Source organism: Aureispira sp. CCB-QB1 (assembly GCF_000724545.1).
GTDB lineage: Bacteria > Bacteroidota > Bacteroidia > Chitinophagales > Saprospiraceae > Aureispira.
Genome location: NZ_JHBV01000022.1, coordinates 125412 through 147144, shown reverse-complemented (window position 1 = coordinate 147144; position 21733 = coordinate 125412). Strand labels below are relative to the sequence as shown.

Below are 21733 nucleotides of genomic sequence, written 5' to 3'. Positions count from 1 at the left end.
ACATCGATTGAAGTTCAAAATGGCGGTGCTGGTGGCAATGGTGGTGTTGGTGGTAATGGCGGTGCTGGCGGCAATGGGCAAGATGGTATTTCTATGAATATTTTTTGGAATAACGTAGGAATAAGCCCCATGACTCAAGATTCTACTTATGCGTTGTATAACCAACAAATTATTTACGCTTCAAATGTAAACTGCACGAATACCAATGTTTTATTTTGGGATTCTTCCCAAGTGGCTAACCATCCTCTTACCACTAGTACCCCTCAAGTCATCCCTATTGGAACTTCCAATACGAATGTAACCAATTGGATTTTTGATGGATTGGGACAAAACACAATACCTACTATAGGAACATCAAATGCTGATACGACTCGATACAATTCGGTTGGACGTTATAATATTATACACAACACTTGCGCAGGATGCCCTGCTTCAGGAGGTGCTTCAGGAAATGCATTGAGCGAGTACCGAGGGTTTTATAATATTGCTTTTGATCAAAATTACCAACCAGAAATACTAAGTTCTGCTAATCAAATAGGAATTGATACCTTCCAAATATGTCTAGGAGATTCTGCTACTTTTTCGAGTGCTATCTATGGAGACTCTATTGAATGGAGTTTTGATGGTGCTATTATCAACCCAGGAGCAATCCAAAGCATTCCAATGACGCCGTTTGATACCATAGGCTTTTTTACCATTGAATTATCTTTATGGACAAGTTGTTGTGGTCGAACACCAATAGATATTGTCTATTTACACGTTACACCTATACCCAATGCCACTATACACGGTGATACTCTACTTTGTACAGGAGATAGCACCTATTTAACGATAAGAGGGCTAACTGTTACAGATAGTGTTGTTTGGTCAACAAGCAATACCCTAATGCCAATATCTAATGATTCGGCTTGGGTTTATCCCACTTTAAATACTACTTATATGGCAACAATCTATTCTGTTGTCAAGGTAGGAGGACAGAAGGTGCTAACTTGCCCTATAACGGTTCAGCATACTGTAAACGTTCCTTCTACTCTTAGTCCCAATTTGTCTTCGACAGATGTGACTTGCAATGATAATGGACTGGTAAATGCTTCTTTTAATACAGGAAGTTATCATTTTGTGTGGTCCAATGGAATCGTAGATACCAATATTGGAAACAGTACTGCACATAATCTAAATATTGGAATCCATTGTGTAAGTATCACCGATTTGTCTACAGGATGTTTGGATACTTTTTGTGTACAAGTAAATCTTGATACGACAGCTCCTAGAGTCCAAACGAATACAACTTCTATTAGTTGTTTTGGAGCAGCTGATGGTTGTGTTACGATAGAAACAATCAATGGAACTGCTCCGTACACGTATGTATGGGATACCGTAATTCTTGGAAGCCAAGTAACAACTTCTACCAATTATACTGTCTGTAATTTGCCACCTAAATTATATACTGTCACCTCGACCGATGCCGCTGGATGCAATTCAGTAGCTAGTTTTGAGGTGGTAAGCCCAAGCCCTTTGGATATTGTAGTTAGAGATACCGTTCATCCTATATGTGGTAGTAATGGGCGAATTGAGGTAGAAGTGTTTGGAGGAACAGGAACACTAGATTATACTTGGTCTACGGGAGATAGTACCTTAGTACTAGAAAACCTAGCCGCTGGGCAATATTGTATGACAGCAACGGATGCTAATCATTGTTCAACCGTTCTTTGCTTAGATTTAATACAACAACAAACGTTAACAGCAACAGCAAATTTGCTTAGAGCTATAGACTGTTATGGTGATTCGGCTTGTATCGATGTGCAAGTTGTAGGCGGTTCGGGGAATTATACATATACAATTCATCAACCAAATCTATTGAGTCAGACAGATAGCGTATTCTGCTATTTACCAGCAGATACAACTCCTTACCAGATTACGATAATAGATAGTAATTACAATTGTATGGCAACCACAAGCATTTTAATAGCAGAACCAAGTCCTTTAGCCGCAACGCTTGTTAGTAGTAATGGGATTAATTGTCATGGTGATTCTACAGGAAGTATTACTGTGGCAGGAACTGGAGGAACAGTTGCAACAGATTATACTTATGATTGGAGTACAGGTGACAGTACGCCCGCAATCAGCAACTTACGAGCTAATGTGCCCTATTGTGTGACCGTGACCGATGATAATGGATGTTTTGCAACGGTTTGTCACAGCTTAACAGAACCTAATACAGCCCTGTCTTTGACGATTATAGAGCAAAGTGGAATTAGTTGTCATGGTGGATCAGATGGGGTAGTGGAAGCAATTGCCTTGGGGGGTACAGGTGGTTTATCTTATATTTGGGATGCCAATGTGGGAAGTGCCACTTCTAGTCTTGCGACAGGTTTGGGAGCAGGGACTTATTGTGTGACCGTAACGGATTCTTTAGGATGCATGCTTGACCGTTGTATTACAATCGGAGAGCCTAGTGCTTTAGTCGTAACGGTTGTTAGTAGTAGTGGAATTAATTGCCATGGCGATTCTACAGGAAGTATCACTGTGGCAGGAACTGGAGGAACAGTTGCAACAGATTATACTTATGATTGGAGTACAGGTGACAGCACACCCGCAATCAGCAACTTACGAGCTAATGTGCCCTATTGTGTGACCGTGACCGATGATAATGGATGTTTTGCAACGGTTTGTCATAGCTTAACAGAACCTAATACAGCCCTGTCTTTGACGATAATAGAGCAAAGTGGAATTAGTTGTCATGGTGGATTAGATGGAGTAGTGGAAGCGAATGCTTTGGGAGGTACAGGTGGTTTATCTTATGTTTGGGATGCCAATGCAGGAGGAGGTATTTCTAATATTGTGACAGGCTTGGGAGCAGGGACTTATTGTGTGACCGTAACGGACTCTTTAGGATGTGTGCTTGATCGTTGTATTACAATTGGAGAACCTAGTCCATTGATACTAGTTGTTGATTCTGTCAATCATGTTAATTGTAATGGAGGATGCACTGGAGCCATAGGAGTTACAGGAGTAGGAGGTGTTGGTGGCTATGCTTACAGTTGGAGCACTGGGGATAGTGTTGCTACAATAATTAACTTATGTGCAGGAGGATATGTTGTTAGTATGACAGATACCAATGGATGTGTAGTGTTGGACAGTGTACTGCTTACAGAACCACTGACTCCTTTGTCTGGTGGAATTGTAGATAATGGAGATGGAACGGCAACAGCATTTGCTATGGGAGGAACGGCAGGATATACCTATCAGTGGGATACCTTGACAGGAAACCAAACGACAGCTACGGCAACGGGTTTAGTCCACAATGGGACGTATCACCTAACCATTACAGATGCAAATGGCTGTGCAGTAGGGGCGTCTATTACTGTTAATATTGTAGGACTAGAATCAATTAATAACCTAACCCACTTTGCTATTTTCCCAAATCCTAATGATGGACGTTTTAGGGTGGAAGTTGCTTTTTCTAAATCCCAAACGACTACTATACGTTTGACCAATGTATTGGGGCAAATAGTGAAAGAGCATACTTATTCTGCATCAAGTTTTGACTTGCCATTGGACTTGAGAGACCAAGCTAGTGGTGTATATTTATTGACACTTGAAGTCGACCAACAATATCAAAGTCAAAAAGTAATTATTGCAAAATAATGATCTTATAGATTACAAATATTGGACATTCTAAATATAAAAAAGCAAGTATGCTTCATTTGAGAAGCATACTTGCTTTTTGCAACTTACGTTTATATGCTCTTGCTTGGGTACTAAACAAAAACTGCTTGTAGAGCTCTACAAGCAGTTTTTCTATTCGTGCAGAAAAACAATCTTTACAAAGAATGGATTAAAGCATCGATATTGTTATCTTCTACTAATTTTTTAGTAAAGATTTTGTGTCCTTTAGGTGCAAAAAGGTGCAATTGTCCTTTCTTCACAGAAGCCATTGTACTTAATAACTTCCAACGCGTAACTAATTTCCTAGTATTATCACATTTTAAAGCTATTTCTGAATAATGAGTAGCATCATCAATGGTAAAAGACACATCTGGTTGTACTTGGTCTTTAGTTGATTGATTCGTGAAAATTTTAGGGTCATCATATCCTTCGGAAGTTGTTTGGATGGAGCTAATTTTTCTTTTCTCGACCCAAGTGATTACCTTGTCTATATACTTATCCTTACTCATATACTCTTTTGTTCTTTTATTGTTTAATGGTGTAAATTTAGCACTTTTTGTCTAAAATACGATGTCTAAGCCGTAATATTTGCACATTTTGTTTGTTTCTCGGTAATAATTGGATCATTTATGCTATTAAAATATAAGTTGTAAGAGAATTATACTAGGCTGATAATCAATATGCTTTGATTTTGAGTTTTAAGTTGTAAGTGGTTGTTTATCATTGTTTTATGATGAGATTATTTATTCTTGTATGGTAAAAATAAAAATAAGTAGAAAAGGAATTAACCCTTCTTCAAAATAAACATTTTCCTAAATTTGCTATTAATAACAAGATATACCATACTAAAAGGAAATAGATTTGAACAATCATGAAACAAACAATTAAGAAATTTTAATTCCCAAAAGCATTTTATTTTAGTGCTTATATGTCTTATATTAGAGGGTGTCAACATAACTTATTTATCACAAATAAGTTATGAACATTTAAAATGACTTACCTGATTTTTATACAAATTTTACTCTTGTACATAACTATCTTCACCAATCGACTCCCAATCGAAGATAAATTCCCAACTTTATTAGATTTAGATCAAAATAACTAACAAACTCTTTTTTACAATGAAAAGAATCGTATTTTTTTTACTCTTTTTTTGCGAATTATCTTTGGGACAAACTGCAACTTCAGTTTTAGAAGATTTAACTCCGTCAGATGGAATCAACGCACCACTAAAGGTGGGAGATGTTATTCCTACGAATTTTCAAACAGCGCATCCTTATAATCCTAGTGGGGTAGCAGATGTTATTTACGAAAAAGAATTTTACAACAAGTATTCTTCGTACATAAAAATTTATTTCAAAAATTTTGATCTAGCACCAGGAGACTATGTAGAGATAACTGCCGTGAATACTGGCGAAACCATTATATACGCAGGACGAGGTAAAATCATTGATCAGAATATGACAATGATTAGTGATTTTTGGACGCAAGTATTGTTTGACGAACGAGTTGTTGTTCGGTTGCATTCAGAAACAGGGTCGAATCACTATGGTTTTGATATTACAGAGGTTGCTTATGGGTACCCACAAGCACAAATAGATGCTTTATTAGCTACGAAGTCTATTTGTGGAACAGATGATAAAGAGCCTGTTATTTGTTATAATGGTACTACAATGTATGATAAAGGTAGAGCTGTTTGTCGCTTATTAATTGGCGGTGGAGGTCTTTGTACAGGATGGTTACTGGGCTGTGATGGACATGTGATGACGAACGAACATTGTATCGGGACAGCTGCAGAGGCTGCTAATACAGATTTTATGTTCAATTATCAATATACTAATTGTAATGGTACTGGAAATTCAGTGTCTGATCTTGTGGCAACTTCTGCTACATTTATAAAGACAAGTGCCGCGTTGGATTATACTCTAGTCCAGTTACCTGTAAACCCAACTTCAACATATGGCTATCTAAGTTTAAGTTCAAGCCCTCCAGTAGTTGGCGATCGTATCTATATAGTCGGACATCCAGGAGGTAGAAGAAAAGAAATCACGGTAGTAACAGACCAAGGAGGTGATGCGAATGGGAATGCTATTATCAATCAGATTACAGCAACAGGTGCCCGTTATTTTGCTGATACAGAAGGAGGAAGTTCGGGGTCTCCAGTTTTGGATTTTAATTCTAATTTAGTAGTTGCAATTCACAACACAGGAGGTTGTACCAATGGTTCTAGTGGTAGAAGTGATCAATTGATTGCCGATATTGGGCTTGATATGCCCAACTGTGGAATTGATAGTTCGGGAGGGGCAATTCCAGTCCCTTGTGGTACAACGATCACGAGTTTTCCTTATACAGAGGGCTTTGAGAATACATTTGGTGCTTGGTCACAAGCGACAACGGATGATTTTGACTGGACAGTTTTGTCAGGAGCAACAGTTTCGACCAATACAGGACCTACGGCAGCCAATGAAGGTAGTTATTATGCCTATATGGAAGCTTCTGCGCCCAACAACCCTAGCAAAAACGCTTTGTTGTTAAGCCCTTGCTTTAACTTGATGGGAGTTACTTATCCGCAGGTAACCTTTGATTATCACATGTATGGAACAACAATGGGAACCTTATCTTTAGAAGTGAGCACCAACGGTTCTACATGGACTACTTTGTGGACAAGAACGGGTAACCAAGGAGCGAATTGGATTTCAGATACAGTTGATTTGAATGCCTATACGAATGAAACCTCTTTGAGAATTCGTTTTAATGGCACGACAGGAAGCGATTTTGAATCAGATATTGCTATTGATGCATTTGGTATTAGTTCAGGAACGCCTAATTGCACAATTATAAATACTTTTCCTTACAACGAAAGCTTTGAAAATACATTTGGAGATTGGGTTCAAAATACGGGAGATGATTTTGATTGGGCTACACTTTCTGGTGCAACACAATCTTCGAATACAGGACCAACAACAGCCAATGATGGTAATTACTATGCTTACATGGAGGCTTCGGCACCTAATAATCCTAATAAGAGAGCTATATTAGAGAGTCCTTGTTTCGATTTGACTAGTGTTTTATTTCCTGAATTGAAATTTATGTATCATATGTACGGAGCAGATATGGGGGAGTTGGAGCTAGAAATAAGTACTGGTGGAGGAACATGGGTAAGTGTTTGGTCAAAAGTAGGCGATCAAGGCGATGGTTGGCTGTCGGCAACAATTGATTTGTCTCCGTATACCAATGCAACGGATTTGAGAATACGATTTAATGGGGTGACTGGTAGTTCTTGGGGTTCAGATATTGCTATTGATGCTGTATCAATTGCAGATGTTGTTTATACTTGCCCAACAACAACCGCGATCTTTCCTTATAATGAAAGTTTTGAAAATACCCTAGGCGATTGGGTACAAGATAGTGATGATGATTTGGATTGGACTATATTCTCTGGAGCAACACCGTCAAACAATACAGGACCAACAGCAGCTAACGATGGAACATACTATATTTATGTAGAAGCTACTACTCCTAACTTTCCTTCCAAAACAGCGATTATAGAAACCCCTTGTTTTAATCTGACAACCATAACAGATCCTCAAATGACCTTTGATTATCATATGTATGGGGCAAATATGGGAAGGTTAGATGTTCAAGTAAAAACGGCTACTACGAACTGGAATACTTTGTTGACTAGAATTAATGATTATGGAGACAACTGGTTGAGCATTACTCTTAATCTTGCTGCTTATGCTAATGCGACCGACTTGAAGGTTCGTTTTAAAGCTTCTACTGGAAGTGGTTTTGCTTCTGATATTGCGATTGATGCTTTTTCAATTCGTTCTGCAACGGTAACGACTAATATATCAACAACCAACCCAAAAGATGCCTTTTTGAAAGTTGCACCGAATCCATTTAGAGATTATTTAGAAGTTGCTACGAATATGCAAGGTATTTCTGATTATATTATAACCAATGTTCAAGGTCAAAATATGCAGGTTGGTTCAATAGAGAATAAAACGATACCAGTTGGTAATCTGGCACCTGGTGTTTATTTTATCAGTTTCACGAATGGTCAAGAGCATATTACTAGAAAGATAGTAAAACATTAAATGAATTGTTAGCTGCGCTGCTATTGCATGATATTTTGTGAGTGCTGTGCAATTAATGATCAATCTTTTAAGATTTTTAGTAATTAAACTATAAAAAAGGAAAACTCTTATCGACATTTAGTTGATAGGAGTTTTTTTTCAATAGTTAGCTGCGCTGCTACTACATGGTCGTTGAAAAGCTTTATTAGTTTGATAATAATGCAAAAAAATAGGAACGTATTAAATGAAATATAATGACCTTAGGAGTAAAAGAGTGTAGGTTGTGACAAAGTTTTTAAAGAGATTGAGCTTAACATTTAGTCATCAATACTACAGTGTTTATTATTAGTGTAGGTAGTTAATCGTTCAAACAGAATTATGCAAATCACGTAGAGCAGTGTTGCTAATTAATATTCAAAATAAAAAAGTAGGCTACCCAAAGAGTAGCCTACCGTTGTGCGAATTAGATAGCATTTAGAATTTTAGTTGTTGCATTATAAAGCACCATAAAATGGAGTCCCTTCCTTATAATACGCCTTATGATCATCTAGCCCTTTTTGATGAATTTTTTAGTAACCATAGTTCCATCTTCTTTAACAGCATTGAAGTAGTAAATACCTGTTGCTAATTGATTTAGATTAACTTGGTTGTTGCCTTTTTCAAGATCTCCAGTCCACAAGGTCTTGCCAGTTGCATCCATAATGCGACCGATACAAGTTCCATCATGATTTAGGATGTCAATATTTAATACATTGTTTGCAGGATTTGGATATAAGTTCATTTCCATTGTTGATGCTTCGTCAGCAATAGTAGTTTGGTTGGTTGTACGAGCATTGGTTCCCACACAAATTTGTTTTGTTTCGCTAGAGCCAAATGAACCACCATTAGCTAGTGTATTACCATTAGAAACAAGGCTATAAGAGCCGTTGCCATACGCACAGCAAATACCATCACCATAACTATCGTTGATTGTGAAATCATAACAACCGTCAGGCAAACAGAATGTTTCGCTAACATTAGGACTGTTATTGGTATATCCATTGCCACTATAAAGCTCTTGTCCAGCACTATTTTTTAGAGACCAAGATGTTTCAGAACCATATCTATCAAAGTTTAAGTTCAAGGTAACATCGGTGCAAGTTGGACCAGAAGGAGAACCAACACAGATTTGTTGTGTCTCTGTAGAGGTAAATGAAGCACCGCTAGCCAAGTTGGTACCATCAGCAGCAACTAAATTGTAAGAGCCATTGCCATACGAACAGCAGATACCATCACCATAGCTATCGTTGATTGTAAATTCATAACAACCATCGGGCAAGCAGAATGTTTCAGTTGTTGCATTATCTCCATTGGAGTATCCTCCGCCAGAGTAAACCGTTTGACCAGCACTATTTTTCAAAGTCCAAGTAGTTTCAGAAGCGTAGTTGTCAAAGTCCAAATTTAAGGTAACTTCGTTGTCGCTACAAGTAGAGCCTCCTCCACCGCCACCGCCACCAGAACCTGAGGTTCCTAGTTGATCGCGAGAAGTGTTTAAGCAAGCCCACATTCTAGCTTCTTGACCTGCTGAAAACATAAACATACAGTTGTCGTCTACATAATCCATGTAGTTCATGAACATATCTCTCTGCCCTCCATTACAAGAATTGGTATTAGAATTAGGACAGCCATAGTTTGGATTACCTGCAATGGGGGTATCGTCTACTTGATCATCGACATTACAACCACCATCTCCCCAAATATGACGAAGATTCAAATAGTGACCAACTTCGTGAGTAGTCGTACGACCCTTGTCAAAAGGTGCCGAAAGGTAGAAGCCACTGCCATAGTTAACACTACCGAAGTATTGTGGAGACATTACAACACCATCTGTTGAAGGTGAGCCACCAGGAAATTGAGCATATCCTAAGATTCCTCCTCCGATGTTACAAACCCACATGTTTAAATGTGTGCTTGGAGTAACTGGAGCGACTCCTCCTCTTGATGGTTTTTTCATATCATCATTAGTTCCCCAAGATGTTTTTGAAGATTGTGTTCGTGTTACTCCTGCTAATGTAAATTGAATGCCCGTGCTTCCTGCGGCTACAGAACTGAAATCAGAAGGAGGGTTGTAATCTGCATTAGTACCAGCATAATCAGCATTTAATTGGTCTAACTGAGATTGAATTTGGGCATCGCTGATATTTTCTTGACTGGTTCTATAAAGAACGTGAACATAAACTGGGATGCTACGGGTCTGATTACGAGCTTGACCATGTGTTTGAAGATAACGTTGGGTGGTATTTTCTAGGTCGTTCATGCGTCTTTGAAGAACAGGATCTTGTTGCATTTGTTCTTGTAGTTTGTCGTGCGCATAACAAGATCTTCCAGGTGTGTGATTATGGCTACTGTGTTGAGCATTAATTGGTCCGAATAATAACGAGCAGAGTCCGACAACTGCTCCTATTTTTTTTATTGTAAACATTTTTAGCGTGTGTTTTTTTTTAAGCGTGATTAAATCAATGCTCTGCAGAAGCACACACAATGTTAGGCAGAAAAAGTACTTCTCGCAAAATTTTATTTTAAAAAATAGTGTACTCAAAAAATGGATTTCTCAGCACTAAGCGAACACAGTTTTGTTATATTTTGTAAGCTTATACGTTGTTTTTGAGGAAATTAAATTCGGGTTTTAAAGTGAGTTTAAGGCGTTTTTTTATCAAAAAGGACTTTTTTTAGCTTTTTAGGAAAATATTATTTTATTCCCTATGTTTTTAAAAAAAAGTAGTCTAAAGGTTAAAAATAAAATAAAATGAGTGCTTTAAATTTAATTTTTGGTTAAAAAAAAGCTAAAAAATAGTTTGTTTAGACTGTACGTTTGTTATTTATTTGGTTGTTTTATTGTTTTGCAAAATTATCAATTGTAGCCATATTTTATTTTAATTGAAACCTGTTTTGCCATTAAGTATTTGGGTTTGTTTTTGGGAAAAACTCTACTAGATAGAACAATTAATGGGAGTCCTTTTCTAGTAGAGATTTATGTTTTGTCTGTATGCCATATCTCTACATTAGAGATTAAGAATATACAAACTCAATTAGTATTAAAAAAACTATTTTTTTAAGAGCTTCTCTTTATTGTATTTAGCTCTTATTTTTTTTCGTCTTTCTTTTTCCTTTGCCAAATCTTTGTAGCGATAATGACTGCGGTTTTTCCCTTTTAGACGAATTGTAGAATCAGATGCGGTGTCTTTAGGAACAATTGTACTATCTATCAATGGATGATCATTTTGTTCTTGTTCAGACGCAACATCATTAGAATTACTTGGTTGGTTATATGCCATGCAGGCAACTAACATACAAGTAGAAAATGAAGCAACGATGAATCGTTTACTCATAACGAAAATAAAAATTAATTAGATAATTGATTGATTAAAAACAGGTTAGTCAACTAATATGCCAAAGATTTCTACTTGATTATTTTAATATAACCTTAGTGTTTTGAAATAAATCTGTTAAAAATTGTTACTATATTCTATTTTATTTCGAGTAGATTTGGTGAAGAAACAGAATATATGGATTATTGTTTTTATAATAAGATATTGTTGTGCTTGGATGGTGAGTAACGTGTGGGTTTTGAAAAGATTTATACACTTTTAGGGAGATTAGTAATAGCTACATATGCCCCTTTCAAACCTTTGTATTTATCTAAAAATAAGCTTAAAACACTTTTTAAATATATTTATCTACATCGTTAGAAATGCTGCAATTTAATAAATAAACAGAGCTATGAAATGGAAAAAACGTCTCTTTGGGTATATCACATTGATGTTGATGCTAGGCGGAATTTGCTCGTTCAAAAAATTACCTAAGGACTATTGGTGGTTATTAGAAACAACAAGAGAAGAATCTGCTTATACAACAACAGGAGATTTTTATTGGAAAATTACCTTTTCGGATCAAGTAAAGCAGTGGGATGGCAAGAAAATAAGTTTAAAGGGTTACTTTTATACCTATAAGGATACCTCAATTACTTTATTAACAAAAAACAAGCAACCTTTTTATGGTTGTTCTGCAGATCCTAAAATAACAATGATAGAGCTAAATGATGCTCAAAAGTTGGTGTTTGAATTAGGAAAAAGATATAAGATAGAAGGCGTGTTAGAATTGAATCATGCCTTTCATGATTCCAACTCTTATACATTTCCTTATCGGTTGACGAATGTAAAAATCCTTTAGTTAGCGCAAACTTGCCATGCGTTTCCAAAGCAGATGCAAGGTGCTTAAACACAGTAGCGCAAAAAGCCCTAGTTGCCATGGCTGATTGAAACTAATAATGTGCAATTTCATGATAATGAGCAAGGATGCAAAGGTGATAATTAGTAAAACTAAAAATTCGTATAACTCTCCTGTCCATGGCAAACGGCGAATAGAAACTCGTTTCTTTTTAAGTATATAAATGCAAAGAACCATGATAATAACAGGCAGGTAGTAAATAAAGAAAGGAAGTTGCCAGAGAGCTTTGCGTTCAAAAAACATCGAGTATATCCATAAGGTAATAGATAGAACGCCTGGGATGCAAACCGCAAAAAGCAACATGGAGTATAGGTAAGAATATGGCTTTTCCAGACTTCGCCCACGGGAAATCGCTGTAATAATAATTGTTAAAATGGGCAATAAAATAAAGAATAGGAATAGAGCAGTTTTATCATTAGTAATATAGGTGAGTAAGTCTTCTATTGTCATCTTAAAAATCTTTGTGAATAAAGTTTAGTTTTCAAAAACTAAAACTGGCACTATTTTTTTATACTTTTGTACAACTAGTTTATCGTAGCAATCCAGTTAATCTTAAAAATACAAATAACCCTATATAAATAACAACTCCTTTATATGAAAATTTAGAAACGAGTCTTGTTTTGTAGGTTATAAGGATAAAATAATTAAAATGAAAAATATACTATTGTTATTGGTTGTTATCTTGACATACAGCGTACAAGTAGATGCACAACGCAAAAAAGAAGTGAATTATTGGGAGGAAATGATGGATGTAACACTTAAAAATAAATTTGATCCTGTTACAGAACAATTTACCAATACTCCCATGTTTGGTAAGAAAATTCTGAAATTAGATGGCAAGAAAATCTATTTAAAAGGATTTATTATTCCCGCAGATTTAACTAAGGGAAGAATGACCTTGTCGAAGTTTTCCTACAGTTCTTGTTATTTTTGTGGTGCAGCAGGTCCAGAGTCTGTTATTGAGATTGTAGCCAAAAATCCAATTATTTATAGAATGGACAAACCGATTATATTGGAGGGGACATTACGTATTAATAGAAAAACAGATGATCAAGAATACGATCCTTTTCGTTTGCTGTACATTTTGGAGGATGCAACGTACTACTCAGAGGATGAAGGGTAACAAAAAATAAAAAAGTAAGTAGATATTTTATATTTATAGACTGTTTTCTTCTTTAAAATATAGACCTTTGTGTCAAATTAGCTTTCTAATTGAATTTAGAAAGCTTTTTTATTTTTATCATAAAAATTATCTCAAAAGAAGATGTTACGGAATATACTAATTGGATTGATGTGTTTCTTGTGTTGGGGCAATCTCATAGCACAAACAGAACAGGAAGAACCAGCAGGGAATTTATCTACTCCTCAAGAGGTAGCACATCAGCACATTTATTATTTAAACGAAGAATTTTACGACCTAGATAAAGCTGCTGCTGCTTTGGTTGGAGATCCTAAAAAAGTAACCGATAAGATACGAGATTATGCGATTAAGTTGAAACAAATATTTGATGGCAAAGGGTTGATGGTTCGAGAAGATTTGATCCCTGACAACCCAGACTATATTGATTCTACTAGTGGAAATGCTGTTTATGTATTGTTTCCAGATGAACTACCTGAAATATACATCACAAGACCAATGGTTGGGAAAAATAAACGAGCCAAGCAATATGCAGATTATTGGCGTTATGACCCTGCTAGTATTAAGCTAATTCCAGAATTACATCGAGCAGTCTATCCTTTGGGAAGCCATTATTTATTAGAATTATTGCCACAAGGAGGCAGCAGCTTTTTGGGAATAAAAACATGGCAATACTTGGCAATACTAGTGTTGGGTTTAATTGCCGTCCTCTTAAATTTTGTAATTTGGCGTTTGTTAAATATTATTTTTAAAGTATTGGCAAATACCCAGTTGGGGAGAAATCATTTTGATTCTAATATTATTACCAAGATATCGCGTATTATTAGTTATTTGGTAGTTGCTTATGTCGTATTTATTTTCTTCCCTGTTTTGATGTTGCCTGTTTGGATTAGTTACTACTTCCTAGCCTTTCTCAGAGTATTTAATACAATATGTGCTGTGTTTGTTGTTTTGAATACAGTAGAATTAGCACGTTCTTATTTTGAAGCAATTGTATCCAAAACAGAAAGCACGTCTGACGACCAGCTTTTGCCCATCTTTATTCGCATTCTCAAAGTGGTTATTATTGTAATAGGAGCGATCTATGTTTTGGATGTATTTAGTGTTGACTTGACCGCTCTGATTGCAGGTTTGTCTATTGGTGGTTTGGCGATTGCCTTAGCTGCCCAAGATACCGTAAAGCATCTGATTGGTTCTGTGATGATTTATGCTGACCGACCATTTCAGTTGGGAGATTTTATCAGTAGTGGAGACATTATAGGAACCGTAGAAGATATTGGATTTCGTTCTACTAGAATTCGTACTCCTGATAGTTCTCTAATTTCTGTGCCTAATGGTTCGTTGGTAGATATGGTGGTCAACAATATGGGAAGTCTCAAATACCGACGGTTTAATACAACAATAGGCGTTGCTTATTATACGCCACCTGTTTTGATTGAGAAATTTATCGAAGGTTTACGAGCAATTAATGAAGCACATCCAAGAACTAAAAATGACACCTCTTTTATTCATCTAAACAACATGGGTGGGTCTTCTTTAGATATTTTGTTTGTCGTCTTTTTTGACACCACAGATTATGCCGACAACTTAAAGTTCAAAGAAGAAATCATTTTTAGCATTTTAAATCTAGCAGCAGCGATGAATGTTCATATTGCCTTTCCATCTACTTCGGTTTATATCGAAAGTATGCCAGAGAAAGAAGGGCAGATGCCAAGTTATGGAGCGGCCGAACTATCAGAGGCAGATCAACAAATGCAACAGTTTTTGAGTGATTTTAGGAAAAAATACCCCGATGCTGGCGCTTGATTTTTACTAATAGAAAATTCGAAATGAATTAAAAAAATATTTTTGACATACACTTATTCACCTGCATTACAACTCAATTTATTAATGAAACATTTCTATTTATTTTGCCTCGTGCTATTTTCAGTAGAGGTATTGGGGCAACAAACTATTATTGGGAAAGTTGTTGATGTTAATAATCAAGCAATTGATTATGTTAATGTTATCAATGTGCAAACAGCAATGCATTCCCATACAGACAATAAAGGGCAATTTGTATTAGAGGGCAATTCAGTTGGAGACACCCTCGAAATTTCGCATTTAGCTTATGATAATTTATTTGTCGTACTAACCGAACAATCTTTTTTAACCGAACAAACCTTTCAACTAAAAGGCAATAATTTTAGCATTAGTGAAGTGCTTGTGAAAAACGATATTCAAAGTTTGAATGTTATTACAGCAATTCGATTGGAAACAAACCCTGTTAATTCTTCGCAAGAGTTGCTGCGTCAAGTACCTGGACTGGTGATCGGGCAACACGCTGGGGGAGGAAAAGCAGAACAAATTTTCTTGCGTGGTTTTGATATTGACCATGGAACGGATATTCGTATTAGTGCAGACGGAATGCCTGTTAATATGGTTTCTCATGCACATGGACAAGGATATGCAGATTTGCATTTTATTATTCCAGAAACGGTCAAAAGTATTGATTTCGGAAAAGGACCCTATTACACACAACAAGGAAATTTTACAACAGCAGGTTATGTTGATTTTCAGACCAAAGAGACTTTGGAGTATAGCAGTGTTGGGGTAGAATATGGGAGTTTTAATACCATGCGAGTTAAGGGCTTGTTTAACTTGCTTAAAAAAGTGAAGCAGCACGATGCTTATATTGCTGCTAGCTATAATTTATCCGATGGTCCATTTGAGAGTAGTCAAAACTTTAATCGAATTAATTTATTTGGAAAGTATACTGGGCATTTGCCCAAAGGGGACAAGATATCGTTGCAAGCGGGTTATTTTTATAGCAAATGGGATGCTTCAGGACAAATTCCAGTACGAGCAGTAGAAGGTGGTTTGATCAGCCGATTTGGAGCTATTGACGATACTGAAGGTGGACAAACTAGCCGTGGAAATGTACAGTTTGAGCATACCAAATTATTAAGCAATCATTCCAGTATTCAGTCAAAGTTATACTATTCTAATTATAATTTTGAATTGTATTCTAACTTTACATTCTTTAACAACGATTCTATCAATGGCGATCAAATTAAGCAATACGAACAGCGCCATTTGTTTGGAGGGCAGACCGAATTAAATCATCTTTGGTCTTGGAATAAAGTAGAGTTACAGGTAAAAGGGGGATTAGGATTTCGTTATGATGATAGTAATGATAATGAATTATCTCATACTAAAAATCGTCAAGAGGTACTAGCATATTTAAAATTGGGGAATATTGATGAAACCAATATTGGTGCTTGGGTTGATGGAAATTTAACCGTTGATAAATGGCGATTTAACTTGGGCGCAAGGGTAGATTATTTTAGGTTTAATTATGTAGATTTACTAGATAGCGTTTACCAATTACAAGCCGTTGATCAAGCTGTTGTTAGCCCTAAATTAAATATAATGTATAGTCCCAATACGAATTTACAACTATACTTAAAAACAGGGATTGGGTTTCACAGCAACGATACTAGGGTAGTTGTTGCCGCACAGACTGCCAAAACATTGCCTGCTGCCTATGGTGCAGATTTAGGTGTCTTGTGGAAACCTTTTTCTAGATTGGTACTTGATGCTGCCGTATGGATGCTTTTTTCAGAACAAGAAATGGTGTATGTTGGAGACGAAGCCATTGTAGAACCTAGTGGTAGTAGTTTCAGAACAGGGGTAGACTTAGGGATACACTATCAAATTTGGGATTGGTTGTATTTAGATGCGAATGCTACCTATGCCTATGCTCGTAGCATTGATGAACCGGAAGGTAACAATTACATACCTTTAGCTCCTAATTGGACTTCTTCTGGTGGTGTAGCCATACAACATCCAATAGGTATAAATGCAGGCTTGCGTTATCGATATATTCACGACCGACCTGCCAATGAGGACAACAGCATTGTAGCAACAGGTTATGGAGTGTTTGATTTAAATGCAAGTTATCAGTGGCGAGCGTTTAAATTTGGTGTTGTGATTCAAAATTTATTTAATACGGAGTGGAACGAGACGCAGTTTGCAACAGAATCTAGATTAAAAGGAGAATTAAACAGTGTTGAGGAAATCCATTTTACGCCTGGGACACCTTTTGCAATTAGGGGGCAAATAGAATATAGGTTTTAAATCGTAGTAGTTCGCTGTACTTATGAACCGAAGTGAATGAAATAAATACCATAGAGTAGTAGTGCCGTTAACTAAAAGCAAAGTGCTCAACGAGATATTACTCTAATTAATAAAGTAACTTGCTCAATAGTTAGCTGCGCTGCTACTACGTGGTCGTTGAAAAACTTTATTAGTTTGATAATCAATAAATTATTATTTCAATACATTCTGTGGCAAGATTTTGATTATCAAACTAATATGAATGTGCTTTTTTATCTTTTTGGTAACTAAGCTTGCGATCTCACGAGCGCAGCGAGCTAAAAAAGTAAAAAATCAACGAACTACTAAAGGTTATGCATGTAAAAAGTTATGGGAATAGTTACTATATCTTTTGGTTTTTAACAGTAGGGAATAGTTTACTCCTCTGTCCTTCTTTTCTTGATAAAAGAAGCAAAATCAAGACCCAACACTACGATTAGATGATTTTTGCTGCTTGTTTGCTGAACTAGCTTGCATGCTTCGCCAAGCTAGTTCGGACGCAAAGCTGCGCAGAAATCATTGTCTAATCTCCGTTAACGGTCATTTTTATTGCTCATACAAAATTTACTTAAATAACCTTTACTAGCTAATAGACTGACAATAAAAGAATCTTTAAAATATAGATAATATGGAACACGAATATCCAGGCGATGAAGTATTTGACCGAATAGAGGAACTTTGTGATAGAGGAGATGAGTATATGGAGCAAGAAAAATATCGTCCTGCATTAAAAAAGTTTTGGAAAGCATTTGATTTATTGCCAGAACCCAAAACGCAATATCCCTCAGGAACATTTTTATTGGTTTCTATTGGTGATATTAATTTTCAAGTAGGAAATTACAAAGGGGGAGTCGAGAATTTGAATAGAGCTAAAGCCTTCCCAGAGGGCGAAGGCAATCCGTTTTTGCATTTCCGCTTGGCTCAATGTTACTTAGAGGAAGGCAATGAAAAATTAGCAATGGAAGAGTTTGAAATTGCGTTTAAAGAAGAGGGAAGTGCCATTTTTGAAGATGAAAATCCAAAGTATTGGGACTTTTTTCAAACAAATCGCTCTTAGGGGATTTTATTGATTGCACGGCTATCTTTGTTTTGCCTTACTTTAAATCATGCAGTAGTCGCACAGCTAACTAAAAGCGCAGCGCTCACGAAGTAAACTAACATGAATGTGCTTTTTTGCCTTACGGGAACCAATGGACTGGAATGAATAGTCGGTTCAAAAAAAATTACGATTGTACAAAAAAAGAACGCAGCCTTTCAATTAAGCTGCGTTTTTTTATTTAGAAGTTGTTTAACAACTTTTACTTAACAACACTAGTTGGAATGGTATTGTCTTTATATTCCAAATCGTACCCATATTCTTTAAACATAAAGCCCCACTCGTTTTGAATGCGTTTAACCATAACAGGATCAATAGGAATAAAACGATTTTTTTTGTATCCTTCTTTTGAGGCTAAGTACTCTTTGATAGTAGGAGCGACTTTTTCCCAGTCTCCTAAAGAAAGTGTTTCATAGATGTTTTTAAAGATGTCTATTTCATTTTCACTACCAATGTCCTCATAGGCAACCTCAATCAAAGAACCTTTAGGAACTAAATCCCTAGTTTCAAGATAGCCTTGGTTGATTAGACGGTAGTTTTCTAAAATCATATTATCTTCTTCTTCTTCGCTGATCTCTTGTAGGCGTTGATCTCTCAAGACAGCTCTATGCAAATGTTTGGTAGAAAGGTATACTCGGAATGGATTGCGATGAATGTAAACAAATTTTGCATTAGGAAACAATTCGAGCAACTGTTTAATACGAGCGGTATTATTAGGATTTTTTAATAATAAGCGCCCTTCTCCATTTAATTTATAAATTAACTTCAGTATATACGAGTAGTCTTTTTTCCATCGAGCATATTCTTTATCAGAGATACCTTTGAACAAATTAAACTTATAAAAGTAAGAGCGATTCTTAGGGAAATAAAAACTATTAACCCCTGCTGTTGTACTAATATTACTCAATACTTGTTCCTCCTCTTGCGGTTTGCCCAGCGTCATTTCCATATTGTCCATGGGACGAGTACTAGGTACTAAGGGAGCTAATAGGCGATTGAACCACTGCATTTTGGACATACAAATGTTGAAGAAAAAACTCTGAAAGTTATTCAAATAAACAAATTGCTTATCTTGAGCCAAGGTGTAGTGAAGGTGTGTTGTACCACTACGCCAGTGCCCTAAAATAAAAACAGGAGCCGTTTTAGATAAATCAACATTTCGTAATTTGAATCTAAAAACCAATCGTTGTAACCACTGTAAAGGAGTGGATAAGATAGAAAAAAAGTAGATTCTAAATTTTAAGAAACGTCTACTTTTATCGGTTTTGTTCGCACTGAATAAACGCCATAAATTGCTAACTCTAGTAACATAGAGTTGACTACCTGGAATTTTATAATTTGCTTTAGGATTTTCCTTTATTTTTGCCATTTTTCTTTTTCTCACTGGACTATATAATTTTAACTGCAAAGATAGAAAGTACTCCAACAATATGAAACTAGACTACAAATATGATGTTTGCAAGGCTAAATTTTTCAATATTCTAGTACGTTTTGTGGGTATATCATCTTTTTTAACAACCAAATAATTCATTTTGTTGTGGAATTCGACTTGGGAGATTCGTAGTTATATAAACGAGAGTCTGGCAAAAAGAGTTACTATTGAACGGTTAAATAAGGTTTGACCTTTTGAAATGTTCCTTTACCATCATCAAATTCTGTCAAAATTTGGATTAAATCAACACTTTTCCAAGGTCCTTCTGTTTCTCGATAATGAATAATCGCTTTGGCGTGAAACCAACGAAGATAAGGATGTGCCTTTAGTTCGTCCAAGGTAGCAGTATTGATATTGATTTTTCGAACCTCAATGGGCGCACATTCGAGATAGGGCAACATTGATTGGAAGGTAGAATCTGGCAATTTGTATAGTTCTCCGACTTGTTGGCTATTAAGGAAGCCTCCTAAGCTCTCTTTTAGTTTTAGAATACGTTTGGCATAAGAAGGACCAATTCCCCTAAATTGTTGAAAGTCTTCTAAACTAGCAGTATTAATATCAATTTTCTGATACGTTTTTGGGGAGTACGTCTTTGAAGAAGTATAGGTGGGTTGCTGGACAATTTTAATATGGGCTTTGAGATGTTGGTAAACACTATCAGGTAACGTATATATTTTCTTAAAATCTTCTATTTGTCTGAATCGCCCTCCTTTTTCTCGGTAGTTTAAGATACTTCGAATGGTGTTGCTTGCTAAGCCTAAAGCTTCGAAATGTTCGCCTGTGGCTGTATTGGGATCAAAATCAAATGCGGGGGGAAGTGGTTTGGAAATTGTTGATGCTGTAGCTGTTTTTTGCGTCAACACTTCTGCTCTGCTTTTTAGGTCTATAAATGGATACAATTGTTGATAATGTTCGGAGGACAAGGTGTATATTTTTTCTAAAGATTCTTTGTCTTTAAATTGACCACCTTTAGCTCTATATTTCAAGATACTTGTGATTGTTTTAACAGGCAATCCCATGGCTTCCAAATCCATTGCATCTACTGTATTGGGATTAAATTTTTGAGGTTTTAGAGTAGTGACAGCTTCTTTTTCGCCTCTAATTGCCTTCATGTTCCAGTTTTGGGTCTTTTGGGTTGTAGAATGTTTAGCAATTGGTTTTTGCGAAATTCCTTCTTCAAATGCCTCGATGTCTGCTTTCCAGTCGGTAAAGTCTGTTAGAGGAGGGGTAACAAAAAAAGTATAGGTATAAGGCAAAAAAATTAACAAAAGTAGAATAACAAGTAAGGTAATTACACCATTGCGTTCGATTCGAGAATAATAAAAAAAGTCTTTGAGGTGGTTCATAATTTTATTAAAGTAATCAACAATGTATAAAATATACTGTTGAAGGAGTTGAAAGATTCTTATAGTGAAATTGTATTAATATAATTATTATCTGTTAATAATAATTATGTATGTTGTTGTTAAATAGAGGTTTGTTTAAATTGGTTGTTGGGGCTATTCTGTTGATTATCAATTTGGTATAATTTAAAAATAAACTATTAATAATTCAAAAATTAAGATAATAAGAATAATTGTATATGCCTTATCGTAGATTAGTTTTTAGAGGTTGTGATGGCAAGTTTTTGAGAATCAAAAGTTTTAGAGAGAGGAATGACGTTTTTGTATGCAATTTTGCTGGTTGCTTTCTTTCGCTGTAAGAGACTAGCTTTTGTCAATTAGAAAATATAGGGAATTGTTATAAATCATTACTCCGTTGAAAAATCGTATTAGTTTGATTATCAGTAAGATGTGTTTTTTTTTGTTGACCTTTGCACTAAAAGGCTGGTAATCAAACTAATGCAAGATGCTTTTTTACGTTTTTACTTCGTGAGCCTGCGGGTTCGTAGAAAAACTAAAAAATCAACGGAGTAC

Annotated in this window: 13 protein-coding genes; 7 read left to right on the top strand and 6 right to left on the bottom strand. The window is 36.0% G+C overall.

The features are described 5' to 3' along the window. Positions 1 to 3648 (top strand): T9SS type A sorting domain-containing protein (locus CG11_RS10740; RefSeq protein ID WP_156039740.1); only part of this gene is annotated, 3648 nt, incomplete at its 5' end. Positions 3649 to 3824: 176 nt separating this feature from the next. Here CG11_RS10740 and CG11_RS10735 read toward each other — a convergent pair. Then, positions 3825 to 4178 carry a hypothetical protein gene (locus tag CG11_RS10735; RefSeq protein WP_052595991.1) on the bottom strand — a complete coding sequence of 118 codons (354 nt, stop codon included), beginning with the start codon at positions 4176 to 4178 and terminating at the stop codon, positions 3825 to 3827. 612 nt (positions 4179 to 4790) lie between these two features. Here CG11_RS10735 and CG11_RS10730 point away from each other — a divergent pair. Further along, complete coding sequence (locus tag CG11_RS10730; RefSeq protein ID WP_052595988.1) at positions 4791 to 7769, top strand: trypsin-like peptidase domain-containing protein; 2979 nt, start codon at positions 4791 to 4793, stop codon at positions 7767 to 7769. A 526-nt stretch (positions 7770 to 8295) separates the two neighbouring features. On the opposite strand, the gene CG11_RS10725 is transcribed toward CG11_RS10730, so the two are convergent. Then, on the bottom strand, positions 8296 to 10209 hold the full coding sequence (locus tag CG11_RS10725) for a M43 family zinc metalloprotease (RefSeq protein ID WP_052595986.1): 1914 nt from the start codon (positions 10207 to 10209) through the stop codon (positions 8296 to 8298). A gap of 622 nt (positions 10210 to 10831) precedes the next feature. After that, positions 10832 to 11116, bottom strand: a complete 285-nt coding sequence (locus tag CG11_RS10720) for a hypothetical protein (RefSeq protein WP_156039739.1) — start codon at positions 11114 to 11116, stop codon at positions 10832 to 10834. A 391-nt stretch (positions 11117 to 11507) separates the two neighbouring features. Here CG11_RS10720 and CG11_RS10715 point away from each other — a divergent pair, with 391 nt between their 5' ends. Continuing rightward, positions 11508 to 11957, top strand: coding sequence for a hypothetical protein (locus tag CG11_RS10715; protein WP_052595981.1), 450 nt, complete (start codon positions 11508 to 11510; stop codon positions 11955 to 11957). On the opposite strand, the gene CG11_RS10710 is transcribed toward CG11_RS10715, so the two are convergent. Beyond that, positions 11958 to 12464, bottom strand: coding sequence for a hypothetical protein (locus tag CG11_RS10710; RefSeq protein ID WP_052595979.1), 507 nt, complete (start codon positions 12462 to 12464; stop codon positions 11958 to 11960). It abuts the gene before it with no gap. Positions 12465 to 12663: 199 nt separating this feature from the next. Between CG11_RS10710 and CG11_RS10705 the strand changes: the two genes are divergently transcribed. The 4 genes from CG11_RS10705 (at position 12664) to CG11_RS10690 (ending at position 18346) form a co-directional block, all read left to right on the top strand. Next, positions 12664 to 13137: a hypothetical protein gene (locus CG11_RS10705; RefSeq protein WP_052595977.1), complete on the top strand. Its 474-nt coding sequence runs from the start codon at positions 12664 to 12666 to the stop codon at positions 13135 to 13137. A 141-nt stretch (positions 13138 to 13278) separates the two neighbouring features. Continuing rightward, on the top strand, positions 13279 to 14958 hold the full coding sequence (locus CG11_RS10700) for a mechanosensitive ion channel family protein (RefSeq protein ID WP_063833082.1): 1680 nt from the start codon (positions 13279 to 13281) through the stop codon (positions 14956 to 14958). An 84-nt stretch (positions 14959 to 15042) separates the two neighbouring features. Next, complete coding sequence (locus CG11_RS10695) at positions 15043 to 17271, top strand: TonB-dependent receptor plug domain-containing protein (protein ID WP_052595972.1); 2229 nt, start codon at positions 15043 to 15045, stop codon at positions 17269 to 17271. Positions 17272 to 17917: 646 nt separating this feature from the next. Further along, the gene (locus CG11_RS10690) at positions 17918 to 18346 is read left to right on the top strand and encodes a M48 family metallopeptidase (RefSeq protein WP_052595969.1); all 429 of its coding nucleotides are present in this window, start codon (positions 17918 to 17920) and stop codon (positions 18344 to 18346) included. A gap of 241 nt (positions 18347 to 18587) precedes the next feature. On the opposite strand, the gene CG11_RS10685 is transcribed toward CG11_RS10690, so the two are convergent. Both CG11_RS10685 and CG11_RS10680 read right to left on the bottom strand, forming a co-directional pair. After that, positions 18588 to 19754 carry a sulfotransferase gene (locus tag CG11_RS10685; RefSeq protein WP_052595967.1) on the bottom strand — a complete coding sequence of 389 codons (1167 nt, stop codon included), beginning with the start codon at positions 19752 to 19754 and terminating at the stop codon, positions 18588 to 18590. Between the two features lie 227 nt (positions 19755 to 19981). Then, entirely contained in the window at positions 19982 to 21163 is a 1182-nt protein-coding gene (locus CG11_RS10680; protein ID WP_052595964.1) for a ComEA family DNA-binding protein, read from the bottom strand. Positions 21164 to 21733 lie beyond the last annotated feature (570 nt).

Excerpts from the sequence above, each read along its gene's own strand:
- CG11_RS10735 (WP_052595991.1), bottom strand. The coding sequence starts at position 4,178 with ATGAGTAAGGATAAGTATATAGACAAGGTAATCACTTGGGTCGAGAAA.
- CG11_RS10730 (WP_052595988.1), top strand. The coding sequence starts at position 4,791 with ATGAAAAGAATCGTATTTTTTTTACTCTTTTTTTGCGAATTATCTTTG.
- CG11_RS10725 (WP_052595986.1), bottom strand. The coding sequence starts at position 10,209 with ATGTTTACAATAAAAAAAATAGGAGCAGTTGTCGGACTCTGCTCGTTA.
- CG11_RS10720 (WP_156039739.1), bottom strand. The coding sequence starts at position 11,116 with ATGAGTAAACGATTCATCGTTGCTTCATTTTCTACTTGTATGTTAGTT.
- CG11_RS10715 (WP_052595981.1), top strand. The coding sequence starts at position 11,508 with ATGAAATGGAAAAAACGTCTCTTTGGGTATATCACATTGATGTTGATG.
- CG11_RS10710 (WP_052595979.1), bottom strand. The coding sequence starts at position 12,464 with ATGACAATAGAAGACTTACTCACCTATATTACTAATGATAAAACTGCT.
- CG11_RS10705 (WP_052595977.1), top strand. The coding sequence starts at position 12,664 with ATGAAAAATATACTATTGTTATTGGTTGTTATCTTGACATACAGCGTA.
- CG11_RS10700 (WP_063833082.1), top strand. The coding sequence starts at position 13,279 with ATGTTACGGAATATACTAATTGGATTGATGTGTTTCTTGTGTTGGGGC.
- CG11_RS10695 (WP_052595972.1), top strand. The coding sequence starts at position 15,043 with ATGAAACATTTCTATTTATTTTGCCTCGTGCTATTTTCAGTAGAGGTA.
- CG11_RS10690 (WP_052595969.1), top strand. The coding sequence starts at position 17,918 with ATGGAACACGAATATCCAGGCGATGAAGTATTTGACCGAATAGAGGAA.
- CG11_RS10685 (WP_052595967.1), bottom strand. The coding sequence starts at position 19,754 with ATGGCAAAAATAAAGGAAAATCCTAAAGCAAATTATAAAATTCCAGGT.
- CG11_RS10680 (WP_052595964.1), bottom strand. The coding sequence starts at position 21,163 with ATGAACCACCTCAAAGACTTTTTTTATTATTCTCGAATCGAACGCAAT.